Below are 11,821 nucleotides of genomic sequence, written 5' to 3'. Positions count from 1 at the left end.
TTTTTGTGACCATCCTGTATATCTCCTTTCTTTTTTATTCATATATACAGGATGGACTTTATCTTTATCAAATTTATTTATGAGGAAACTATCCTCTTTCTTGGAGATTATTTTTGTGGAATGCTGATAAATTGCAATATGGGAGAGGTAAATGGTATAATGAGTAAAAGGAGGGGTCGCATAGAGGCCTAGTGCGGCGGATTGCTAATCCGTTGTAGCGTGGAAACGCGCTACCGTGGGTTCAACTCCCACCCCCTCCGCTTATCTTAAAAACAACAAAAATCTTTACTTAATTTTAACTTATCTGGTATTATATAAACAAACGGTTAAAAAATGTCAGACATAAAAATAAGAGAAGAAAAAAAGAACTCTAAAAAATTAGATATTGATTACAAAAGAAAGTGTAATTGTCCAAAATCCCATATAAATTGTCTAACTCCCAAGGAGTGGGTTAAAGGACAGGTAGCAATTTGGGAATTTTATTATGAAAAAAGAGATATTAGAGATAAGGATATTCATCCTGCCGTTTTTCCTATTGCTTTGCCTAAAAAATGTATTGAACTTTTTACTCATAAAGGAGAATTAGTATTAGACCCTTTTGTTGGTATTGGAACAACTTTAATTGCTGCTAAAGATTTAGGAAGAAATGCAGTTGGCTTTGATTTAAATCAAAAATATATCGATTTTGCAAATGAAAGATTACAAAATCCAGATTTATTTATATCTAACGATGAAACTAAACAAATTGCTATTTGTGATGATGCAATAAACATCCCTAATTATCTTGAAAACACAACTATTGCTTTATGTGTAACTTCACCACCTTATGCAAATATGTTGAATCATGAAAGATTAAATAAAAGTTTAAGAAGTGATTTAAGAAATAATAAACATTACAAAAAAATTCAGCAATATTCAAATCATCCAAATGATTTAGGTACTATGAAATTAACGGATTATATACAAGCGTTATCAGAAATTTATAGACAAATTTTACCTTTGTTAAAACCAAAGGCACATTGTGTTATTAATATTAACGATTTATGGGAGAACAATCATAGGTATCCTACACACTCTTATATTATTGAAGCAATGGAGGAGATAGGTTACAAATTAAGAAATATTATTATTTGGGATAAAAGAAATTTAGTAAATAAAGTAGGTATTTTTGGCTATCCTAGTAACTATATAACTTTAAGTACTACATTTGAGTATATACTTGATTTTTGGCGACCATGAAAGAATATTTTTTGCTTATTGAAAAACTACAAGAAATAAAAGAGAAAGGATATATTAAAACTCATAGAAAAGGTAATACTGGTATAGGAAAAACCCTTGAGATCTTTTAGGGATAAAGGAAAATAATATACCTGGACCAAATGCAAAAATGATAGAATTGAAATCAGCGAGAAAAAACGCTACCAGTATGCTAACTTTATTTACTAAATCTCCATTACCGCCCAAAGCAAACTCTATTTTATTAGAAAGATTTGGCTATGAATCTGGTAAAGATAATAAAAAGAAAGAATTACATACCACAGTAAATGCTAAGGAATTTAATCAACTGAAAGGGAAGGCCGGTTTTAAAATTGACATTCAAGAAGATAATATAAATATTATAACTCCTGAAAATGAAATTGTTGGATATTGGGATAAAGAAACGCTAAAAAAATCTTTTGAGAAAAAACTTCCTAAATTATTATATGTGAAAGCAGAATCAAGAGGAAGAGGTGAAAACGAAGAATTTTGGTTTAATGAGGCATGGTTATTAAGTGGTTTCAATTTTAGAAAATTTTGTCCATCTATTAAAAGAAGGAACAATATTAGTAGATATAAGAATCGGACAATACTCAAATGGTAAAAAACATGACCATGGAACGGGTTTTAGGGTTTTACCATCTAAATTAGACCTATGTTTTAAACATAGAGAAAAAGTATTATAAGTGCAGTTTCCATTGATTACATTTCAAAAATCTTAAAATTTTTAATACAATTTAGGAAACAAAAAAAACAAAAATCTGTTTTAACTTTACTTTTAGTATTTTTATTTTTGAGAAATACCATAGAAGTGAAGAAGTTGACTTTTTTGTTTTTTTGAAATAAACTTAAAGTATGGAGAAAAAAATAATTAAAAAGGATGATGTTGATTATTTAGGAGATTTAGCAAGGATTTCTTTAAATGAACAGGAAAAAGAAAAAATCTGTTCTGACCTTGAAAAAATTTTAAATTATGTTTCACAATTAGAAAAATTGGACACAGAAGATGTTGAACCAACCTATCATAGCCACCCTGTAAAAAATGTATTTAGAAAAGATATAGTGGAAAGACACCTATCTAATGATGAAATATTAAAAAATGCTCCCGAAAGAAAAGGTGATTTTTTTAAAGTCCCAAAAATAATTTAAAATGAGAAAAAAATATCTACCTTTTGAAAAACCAATTGAAGAAATTGAAAGAAGAATTGAGCAATTAGAAAAAGCAAGGAAAAATGGTTCTTCTGAAGTTGGAGGAGAAATTTTAAAATTGAAATACCAACTTATAGAGAAAACAAAAGAGATTTTTTCCAACTTAACTGCCTGGCAAATTGTTCAAATTGCAAGGCATCCAGAAAGGCCACATACACAAGATTATATCAATAAAATTTTTGATGATTTTTTTGAATTGCATGGTGATAGAATCTCAGGAGATGATACTTCAATAATTGCTGGTATAGGGAAATTTAAAGGAATAACTGTTACAATTGTAGGACATCAAAAAGGGAAAGATACCAAAGAAAATATCGAAAGAAAATTTGGGATGGCTCATCCAGAAGGATACAGAAAAGCAAGAAGAGTTATGAAACTTGCAGAAAAACTTCATTTACCTGTTATTACATTTATTGATACTCCTGGGGCACAACCAGATATTGAAGCAGAAGAAAAAGGACAGGCATTAACAATCGCTGAAAATTTACTTGAAATGTCTCTTTTGAAAACCCCTATTATATGTATAATTATTGGAGAGGGAGGAAGTGGTGGTGCTCTTGCAATTGGCGTAGGAGATAGAATTTTGATGCAGGAATTTGCAATATATTCTGTAATTTCGCCTGAAGGATGTGCTTCAATTTTATGGAAAAACCAGAATGCAGTTGAAGATGCAGCAAAATCGCTTAAATTGACTGCTAAGGAAATTTATCAATTAGGAATTATTGACGAAATTATATCCGAACCTATTGGAGGAGCCCATTCAAACTGGGATGAGACATTTAAGAATATGGAAGGAGCGATTGATAAAAATTTAAGAGAATTAAAAACAATAGACATTGAAGACCTCGTTGAATTAAGGTATCAAAAATACAGAAAAATAGGAGCGCTAGATGAAAAAGAAAAAACTTAAACTTGTTTTACCAAAAGGGTCATTGCAAGAAACAACTTTTACGATTTTTAAAAAAGCAGGGTTTGAAATTTTTTCCACTTCAAGGAGTTATTTCTTATCTGTTGATGACCCTGAAATTGAGTGTGTTCTTTTAAGAACTCAGGAGATACCAAGATATGTAGAATTAGGGACTTTTGATACTGGTATTGCAGGAAAGGACTGGATAACAGAAAATAGAGCAGATGTTATTGAGGTTTGTGAACTTGTTTATTCAAAACAGGGTTTTATGCCTGTCAAAATTGTTATTGCAGTTCCAGAAAAGTCAAATATAAGAAAAGTTGAAGATTTAGAAGGAAAACTTATTGCTACTGAACTTGTTAACTTAACGAATGATTTTCTTAAAAAAAGAGGGATAAAAGCAAAAGTTGAATTTTCCTATGGAGCAACTGAGATAAAAGCAGGCAAAGTTGTTGATGCAATTGTTGAGATAACTGAAACTGGCTCTACCCTTTTTTCTCATAATCTAAAAATTATTGAAGTAATTATGGAATCAACCCCTCGTTTAATTGCAAATAAAGATGCATGGAAAGACAACTGGAAAAGGGAAAAAATAAAAAATATTTCATTGCTTTTAAATGGTGCTTTAATTTCAGAAGGAAAAGTCGGACTAAAAATGAATTTGAAAAAAGAGGACTTATCAAAAATTATAAAAATTCTACCAGCAATAAAAAAGCCGACTATTTCTCCACTTGCAGATGAAAAATGGGTAGCAATTGAAACAATTGTTGATAAAAATATTGTAAAGGACCTTATTCCAAAATTAAAAAAGGCAGGAGCAGAAGGTATTGTTGAATATTCACTAAATAAGGTAATATATTAAACACTTCTTACAAAATATGTTAATAATTAATAGTAGGAAGATATTTCTTTGAAAGAATAGCAAAATTGTTTTTTGGAGTAAAAATATTATAAAATCTATAAAATTGAAAAGGAGAAAATATGCCATCTGGTAAAAAAAGAAAAAGGATGAAAATAAAAACACATAAAAGAAAAAAAAGAAGAAAAGCATTAAGACATAAAAAAAGAAAAAGATAAATGAAAAAAATTATTTTTCCTTTATTGGTAATTTTTTTATTTAGTGGTTGTTCAACTTTACCTATAAAAAAAGAACCTGTTTTAAAAAATTATGCAAAAGGTGTTGTTGCTTATCAACAGGAAAATTATGATGAGGCAATAAAGTTTTTTGAAAAAGAGATAAAAGAAAATGGGCAGAGTAGTTATTTAAATTTAAAATTAGGGAATTTATACTTAGAAAAACGAATGCCTGATAAAGCAAAAAAATATTTTTATAGGGCAAAAAAGAAAAATCCCAATGACCCTGATGTTTATTTTGGACTTGGTCTTGCTTACCTTTTTGAAAAAAATAATGAAATGGCAACATATTTTATTGAAAAAGGACTTGAAAGGGACCCGGGAAAAACTTCTTTCAGGTTAATTTTATCTGATATCTATGTAACATTACAGAACTATGAAAAAGGTGAATTACATTATTCAGTTCTTGTAAATCAGTTCCCTTCAAATTATCTCCTTCATTACAATTATGCAAAGTTGCTTGAAAAAACAGGAAAAGAAAATTTAGCAGAAATTGAATATTTAAAGACACTTGATATTGTTCCTTTTTTCTGGCAGGCAAATTTATCTCTTGCTCTCCTTTATCAAAAACAGGGGAAAAACGAAAAAGCAAAACAATTTTTTGAGAATACAATTCAATACAACCCCAAAAATCCAGTTCCTTATATTTTCCTTTCAAGTATATATTACAGCGAAGAGAAAATTGACTCTGCAATTGAAATTTTAGAAAAAGGGATTGGTCAAGGATTAAAAGAGAAAATGATTTTTGATTTTTTAGGTTCTCTTTACTATCAAAAAGAGGAATATAACAAGGCAATAGAGAATTTTAATAAAAGTTTAGAAATATCAGACACTTCTGATACAAGATTTCGTTTAGGAATTTTATATGACAAAATCGGGCAAAAACAACAGATGGAAGAGCAGATGAAAAAAGCAATACAATTAAATCCTGAAAATCCTCTTGCATTAAATTATTTAGGTTATTCTTATCTTGATGAAAATAAAAATATAAAAGAGGCATATAAAATGATTAAAAAGGCAGTAGAAAAAGACCCTAAAAATGGTGCTTATCTTGATAGTTTGGGCTGGGCTTATTATAAGATGGGTAATTATAAAAAAGCAAGATATTATCTTGAAAAAGCAATAAATTATGAACAAGACCCTGAAATTGAGGAACATCTTGCCTGGACATATTTTAAACTTTGTAATTGGGAAAAGGCACTTTTTTATTTTACAAAGGCATATGAAAAAACAGGGAAAGAAAATATACTTAAAGAAATTGAAAAAATAAAATGTTTGATAAAAAATGAAAATCATTGAGATATTGAATGAAAATCCTTCTGAATTAAAAAATCTAAATTCAGAAGGACTTGAAAACCTTGCAAATGAAATAAGAGAAACTATAATTGAAACTGTCTCAAAAAATGGTGGACATCTTGCATCAAATTTAGGAGTTGTTGAACTTACAATAGCACTTCATTATGTTTTTAATATCCCTCCTGATAAAATTATATGGGATGTTGGACACCAATGTTATACTCATAAAATCCTGACAGGGAGATATAAAAAATTCAATACAATAAGAACACCTGATGGATTAAGCGGTTTCCCTTCTCCTGATGAAAACAATGCAGATGTTTTTTTTACAGGACATGCTGGCACTTCTATTTCTTCTTCAACTGGTTTAAAATATGGGCTCGAAAAACAAGAAGGCAATTCAAAAGTAATATCGGTAATTGGAGATGGCTCTCTTACAAATGGACTAACTTTTGAAGGTTTGAATTTCCTTGGGTCAGTAAAGAAAAATGTTATTGTTATTTTAAATGATAATAGGATGTCTATTTCCCCAACAAAAGGAGCGCTTTCTTATTACTTAACAAAACTTATAACTTCTCCTATATTAAACAGACCTAAGGAAGAATTTACTGAAATAATAAAGAAATTTCCAGGTGTTGGAGATGACTTATTAAAAATTGCATCTGATATTGAGCAAAAAGCAAAATTTCTTATTGTTCCTGGTGTTTTTTTTGAAAAACTTGGCTTGAGATATTTAGGACCAATTGATGGACATGATATTATTCAACTGGTAGATATTCTTGAAAACATAAAAGAAATTCAACAACCAGTTGTTCTCCATATAATAACAAAAAAAGGTAAAGGATATGAATTTGCAGAAAAAAATCCATGTTTATTCCATAGTGCTTCTCCTTTTGACATAAAAACAGGAGAATTTATTAAAGAAGAAAAAAATACTCCATCAATTTTTACAGGTAATCTTCTTGAAAAAATGGCTGAAGAAAATGAATTTTTTGTTATAACCGCTGCTATGGAAATTGGGCTTGGACTTGAAAATTTCGCAAAAAAATTCCCTGAAAGATTTTTTGATGTTGGAATTGCTGAAAGTCATGCTATTGTTTTAGCAGGTGGTATTGCAAAAACTGGAATGAAAGTTATTGTTTCTATTTATTCAACTTTTTTACAAAGAGGGTTTGACCAAATTTTTCATGATATATGTCTACAAAAATTACCTGTTATTTTTCTTGTTGATAGAAGTGGTATTGTTGGAGAAGATGGCCCTACACATCACGGAAATTTTGATATTTCTTTTTTAAGGGTTTTACCAAACATAAAAATTTTTGCTCCTTATTCTCTGAAAAATATTGAAGAAATTATAAGAAACTCATTTAAGGAAACAAGTACTCCAACTTTTATAAGGTATCCCAAGGGACATTTACCAGAAGATATTGAAAAAGAAAGAGGAGATAAAAAAAGAAAAATAACCCTTTTAGGTGTTGGAAGTATGGCAGAAATTACTCATAATGTATGCGATATTTTAAATTCTGAAAATATACCGTGTCTGTCAATTGCAATTGATAGGATAAAACCACTTGATGATAAAATAGATGGTTATCTGAATAGTGATGTAATTGCAACTTTTGAGGAAAATACAACCATAGGTGGCTTTGGTTCTTCAATTGCTGAATATATTGCAGATAAAAGAGTAAAAAGGAATCTTTTAATATTTGGATTACCTGATAAATATATTGAACAGGGAGATAGAAAACAACTACTTGATAAATATGGATTAAGTGAAAGAAAAATTGTGGATAAGATAAGAGGAATTTTGTAAATCCTCGTAAAACAAAAAGACCATAGAGAAGATATTTCTTACTTACAAGTTTCCCCTTTAACAAACCGACTAAGGAAGCAAAGGGTAGCAAAGCAGAGTTGGTGCTTTTTTCCCAAAATTCCCCCTTTGACAAAGGGGGTTAAGGGGGATTTTGAGAGGAATTTCCAAACATAACGGGAAAAAAGGGGGAGTTTAATTTTTATGCCTGAAATACAAATGTTCAGTGGATATTTAGAGGGAATTGTAAATGATAAATAGTGTTTTTATTTTAGAAAACAAGAAAATAGAAGGAATTGAGAAAGAAAAAGAAAAAACAGAGGATATTGTAAGGAATTGTGGAAAAGTTGTGGAAAAAGACATAAAAAATGTGGATTTTTTAATAACTATGGGAGGAGATGGAACAATTTTAAAAGGATTTCATTTACTTGAAAATAAAGAAACATTAATTTATGGAATAAAATATGGGAAAGTTGGTTTTTTGACAAATTCAAATGAAAATATTGAAGAAAAATTAAAAAAAGTTTTTGCTGGTAATTTCTATGTTTCTGAAAGGACACTTCTTGAAATTGAAATAAGAAGCGGGAATGAATTTTATAAAGATATTTGTTTAAATGAAATAGTTGTTTTTAGAAAAGGTATAAGAATTATTAACCTTTCTGTTGAAACAGAAAAAGAAAAAGTACTTTGTTTTAGAGCAGATGGGATTATTTGTTCAACTCCAACTGGTTCCACTGGCCATTCTTTATCAGCAGGAGGTCCTATTTTGGACCCAGAAATTATTTCTTTTCTCATTATTCCTTTAATGCCACATCTTCTTACAACAAGACCTGTTATTTTAGGTAAAAAAGATAGAATTAAAATAAGCATAAATGGAAAAGTTGGTATTGTTATTGATGGACAAAAAGAATATATAACAGAAGAAAATTCAGAAATAAATGTCTTTCTTTCTGAAAAAAAAGGTAAAATTGTTCTTGAAGATAAAAAATTTTTTGAAAAACTCTCTTCAAAGTTCCATTGGAGCAAATAATGTTTGAAATAAAAGTAAAAAATGAAAAATGTAAGGGTTGTAAACTTTGTATTGAGGTGTGTCCAAAAAATGTTTTTAAAATTTCTACTCATTTCAATAAATTAGGTGTTCATTATGCAATTGTTGATAAGGAAAACAATTGTAATGGTTGTAAAAGATGTGTTATAATATGTCCTGATATTGCAATTGAAATATATCAAAAAGAAAAAGGAGGCAAAAATGAAGATAGGGGTAATACCTGATTGTTTTAGAGTGCCGATTAAAGAAGGAATTAGGAAAGCAGCAGAATTAGAAATTGAGGGAATACAGCCATATGCAACTCATGGAGAACTTGACCCAAAAAATCTGACAAAGACAGGCAGACAGGACTTTAAAAATTTTGTTTCTTCTCTTGGACTTACAATTTCTGCTCTTGTTGGTGATTTTGGAGGGCATGGTTTTGCAGATGCAGAAACAGTTGAATGGCGTCTTGAAAGGACAAAGCAGGTAATTGACCTTGCTGTTGACCTTGGAGTTAATATTGTAACAACTCATATTGGAGTTGTTCCTGAAGACGAAAATGACCCTGCTTGGAAAACAATGGAAGAGTCATTGCCAGAAGTAGGAAATTATGCTTCCAATAAAGGTGTCTTTCTTGCAACAGAAACAGGTCCTGAACCAGCAACATTATTAAAAAAACTTCTTGATAAATTATCAAATCCGGGAATAAGAGTTAATTATGACCCTGCAAATCTTGTTATGGTTGCAGGTGATGACCCTGTCAAAGGTGTTTATACTTTAAAGGACTATATTGTTCACACTCATGCAAAAGACGGGATTAAACTTCCTGATGAAAATGGACAGAAAAGATGGAAAGAAATGCCTCTTGGACAGGGTAAAGTTGATTGGGAAAACTATTTAAAAGCAATGAAAGAAATAGGGTATAATGGATTTTTTACAATTGAAAGAGAAGTTGGAGAAAACCCGGAAGTTGATATAATTTTAGCAAGAGATTTTTTAAGAGAAATTTCAAAAAAAGTTGGTATATAAAAGGAGATGATAAAAATGGGAAAACAAATTGCAGGAGTTCAACTTTATACTTTAAGGGATTTTTGTAAAAGTGTTTCAGATACGGTAAATACATTTAAGAGAATTAAAGACATGGGATATAATGTTGTTCAAATTTCTGCTGTTTCTGAACCACAAGATGTAGTTGAATTAAAGAAAATACTTGATGATACAGGTCTTATACCCTGTTCCACTCATACTGCTTATGAAAAAATTGTCAATGAGATTGACAGGGTAATAGAAGAACACAAAATACTTGGATGTAATGCAATAATGTGTCCGGGACTACCTCTCCAACTTCATAACAAAGAGGGATATTTAAAAGTTGCAAGTGAATTTGAAAAAGTTATTCCAAAAATTAAAGAAAATGGACTTATTGTGGGATATCACAATCATGGAATAGAGTTTGAAAAATATGATGGAAAAATAGGGCTTGAAATTTTGCTTGACAATTGTGAAGAACTTGAAGCGGAAATAGATACTTACTGGGTTCAATATGGTGGAGGAGACCCAACTTTCTGGATTGAGAAATTCTCAGGAAGAGTAAGTGAAGTTCATTTTAAGGATATGGGAATAATAAAAAATCAACAGGTAATGCCTCCTATTGGAGAAGGAAATTTGAATTGGGATAGAATTGTTAAATGTTGCAAAAAATCAGGTGTTAAATATTGTTTAGTTGAAATGGATAATTGTACAATTGACCCCTTTGATGGATTAAAAGTAAGTTTAGAAAATATGAAAAAATGGGGAATAAAGGTTTAATCTAATAAAAACTGGAGGTAAAAAATGAAATTGGGGGTTTTTTTAGTTCTATTTGGCGATAAGAATTTAGAAGAAGCACTTGACAAAGCAAAAGAATTAGGACTTGATGCAGTAGAAATAGGGACAGGTGGATATCCAGGAGATGCTCATTGTAAAGTGAACCAATTGCTTGAAGATGAAGGTAAATTAAAAAATTTCAAAAATGCCTTTGAAAAAAGAGGGCTTGAAATATCTGCTTTATCCTGTCATGGCAATCCGTTGCATCCAGATGAGAAAATTGCAACTGCTCATAGAGAAATACAGAGAAAAACAATACAACTGGCTGAAAAAATAGGAGTGCCAAGAATAAATACTTTTTCTGGATGTCCTGGTGATAGTGAAAATAGCAAATATCCAAACTGGGTTGTTTGCCCCTGGCCAGATGATTTTTCTGCAATTTTAAAATGGCAATGGGAGAAAAAAGTTATTCCATTTTGGAAAGAAGAAGTGGAATTTGCAAAAAAGCATAATTTAAAAGAAATTTGTTTTGAAATGCATCCTGGATTTGTTGTTTATAATCCAGAAACACTTTTAAAATTAAGAAAAGAGGTTGGAGAAGAAATTGGGGCAAATTTTGACCCATCTCATTTATTCTGGCAGGGGATTGACCCACTTGCTGCTTTGAAGAAACTTAAAGGTGCAATTTATCATGTTCATGCAAAAGATACAAAAATAAATCCATACAATACAGCAATAAATGGTGTTCTTGATACAAAAACATATTTAGATGAGGTAAATAGAAGTTGGATTTTTAGAACAGTCGGATATGGACATGGAACTGAATTCTGGAATGATTTTGTTTCAACATTAAGGATGATTGGATATGATGGTGTTTTGAGTATAGAACATGAAGATTCCCTGATGAGCACAGAAGAGGGACTGAAAAAAGCAGTTGAGTTTTTAAAAAGTGTTTTAATAAGACAACCAAAACCAAAAGTTTGGTGGACATAATTTTCCAATTTAATTTATATTTTGTTAAAATTTTAGAGTTAAGAATATAAGAAATAATTTTTTTGTTATTGTCTTCGCAGTTCAAACATTCCTTTTTGAATTATTTTACAAAATTGATAAAATAAATATAAATAATATATTTATCTATAACTTTTTTGTATAGACACTATTAAGGCAAAAAATGATAAAAACAGAATCAAATGACTATAAAGATAGAACCTATCTTTCAGCAATAGAAGCAGCAAAATATTTAGGGATTTCAGTTGAAACACTCCATAATCTTGTAAATAAATTTATTAAAGCACAAGTTTCTGCAAGTGGACAAATGCGATTTGATTTAAAAGAACTAAAAAAGTATGAAGAAAAATTTAAAAATAAA

At 29.9% G+C, this 11,821-nt stretch carries 15 protein-coding genes and 1 tRNA gene; all 16 read left to right on the top strand.

All coding sequences use genetic code 11. The annotated features are described in order from the left end of the window. Positions 1–169: 169 nt before the first annotated feature. Positions 170–260, top strand: a tRNA-Ser gene (locus PLW95_06590). Between the two features lie 73 nt (positions 261–333). After that, entirely contained in the window at positions 334–1,239 is a 906-nt protein-coding gene (locus PLW95_06585; GenBank protein ID HOV22327.1) for a DNA methyltransferase, read from the top strand. Next, the gene (locus tag PLW95_06580; GenBank protein ID HOV22326.1) at positions 1,236–1,349 is read left to right on the top strand and encodes an MvaI/BcnI family restriction endonuclease; all 114 of its coding nucleotides are present in this window, start codon (positions 1,236–1,238) and stop codon (positions 1,347–1,349) included. The genes PLW95_06585 and PLW95_06580 overlap by 4 nt, the downstream gene beginning before the upstream one ends. A 38-nt stretch (positions 1,350–1,387) precedes the next feature. Continuing rightward, entirely contained in the window at positions 1,388–1,861 is a 474-nt protein-coding gene (locus PLW95_06575) for an MvaI/BcnI family restriction endonuclease (protein ID HOV22325.1), read from the top strand. Further along, positions 1,821–1,943: a hypothetical protein gene (locus PLW95_06570; GenBank protein HOV22324.1), complete on the top strand. Its 123-nt coding sequence runs from the start codon at positions 1,821–1,823 to the stop codon at positions 1,941–1,943. Before PLW95_06575 ends, PLW95_06570 begins: the two co-directional genes overlap by 41 nt. 169 nt (positions 1,944–2,112) lie before the next feature. Next, entirely contained in the window at positions 2,113–2,406 is a 294-nt protein-coding gene (gene gatC / locus PLW95_06565) for an Asp-tRNA(Asn)/Glu-tRNA(Gln) amidotransferase subunit GatC (GenBank protein HOV22323.1), read from the top strand. A 1-nt stretch (position 2,407) separates the two neighbouring features. Further along, positions 2,408–3,376, top strand: coding sequence for an acetyl-CoA carboxylase carboxyltransferase subunit alpha (locus tag PLW95_06560; GenBank protein ID HOV22322.1), 969 nt, complete (start codon positions 2,408–2,410; stop codon positions 3,374–3,376). Further along, on the top strand, positions 3,357–4,235 hold the full coding sequence (gene hisG, locus PLW95_06555) for an ATP phosphoribosyltransferase (protein ID HOV22321.1): 879 nt from the start codon (positions 3,357–3,359) through the stop codon (positions 4,233–4,235). The genes PLW95_06560 and hisG overlap by 20 nt, the downstream gene beginning before the upstream one ends. A 215-nt stretch (positions 4,236–4,450) precedes the next feature. Beyond that, positions 4,451–5,806 carry a tetratricopeptide repeat protein gene (locus tag PLW95_06550; GenBank protein ID HOV22320.1) on the top strand — a complete coding sequence of 452 codons (1,356 nt, stop codon included), beginning with the start codon at positions 4,451–4,453 and terminating at the stop codon, positions 5,804–5,806. Further along, the gene (gene dxs, locus PLW95_06545) at positions 5,793–7,616 is read left to right on the top strand and encodes a 1-deoxy-D-xylulose-5-phosphate synthase (protein ID HOV22319.1); all 1,824 of its coding nucleotides are present in this window, start codon (positions 5,793–5,795) and stop codon (positions 7,614–7,616) included. The genes PLW95_06550 and dxs overlap by 14 nt, the downstream gene beginning before the upstream one ends. A gap of 247 nt (positions 7,617–7,863) precedes the next feature. Continuing rightward, on the top strand, positions 7,864–8,643 hold the full coding sequence (locus tag PLW95_06540) for an NAD(+)/NADH kinase (GenBank protein ID HOV22318.1): 780 nt from the start codon (positions 7,864–7,866) through the stop codon (positions 8,641–8,643). Continuing rightward, positions 8,643–8,885 (top strand): ferredoxin family protein, encoded by a 243-nt coding sequence (locus PLW95_06535; GenBank protein ID HOV22317.1) that lies wholly within the window; start codon positions 8,643–8,645, stop codon positions 8,883–8,885. Before PLW95_06540 ends, PLW95_06535 begins: the two co-directional genes overlap by 1 nt. Further along, complete coding sequence (locus tag PLW95_06530) at positions 8,863–9,672, top strand: sugar phosphate isomerase/epimerase family protein (GenBank protein ID HOV22316.1); 810 nt, start codon at positions 8,863–8,865, stop codon at positions 9,670–9,672. Before PLW95_06535 ends, PLW95_06530 begins: the two co-directional genes overlap by 23 nt. Before the next feature lie 15 nt (positions 9,673–9,687). After that, entirely contained in the window at positions 9,688–10,452 is a 765-nt protein-coding gene (locus PLW95_06525; GenBank protein ID HOV22315.1) for a TIM barrel protein, read from the top strand. 24 nt (positions 10,453–10,476) lie between these two features. Next, positions 10,477–11,442 carry a sugar phosphate isomerase/epimerase gene (locus tag PLW95_06520; protein HOV22314.1) on the top strand — a complete coding sequence of 322 codons (966 nt, stop codon included), beginning with the start codon at positions 10,477–10,479 and terminating at the stop codon, positions 11,440–11,442. A gap of 181 nt (positions 11,443–11,623) precedes the next feature. Continuing rightward, on the top strand, positions 11,624–11,821 hold a 198-nt coding region (locus tag PLW95_06515), incomplete at its 3' end, for a helix-turn-helix domain-containing protein (GenBank protein HOV22313.1).

The organism is bacterium (assembly GCA_035370465.1).
In the GTDB taxonomy this organism is placed as follows: Bacteria; Ratteibacteria; UBA8468; order B48-G9; family JAFGKM01; genus JAGGVW01.
The sequence above is the reverse complement of the archived record's forward strand: the minus strand, read 5'-3'. Positions and strand labels throughout refer to the sequence as shown.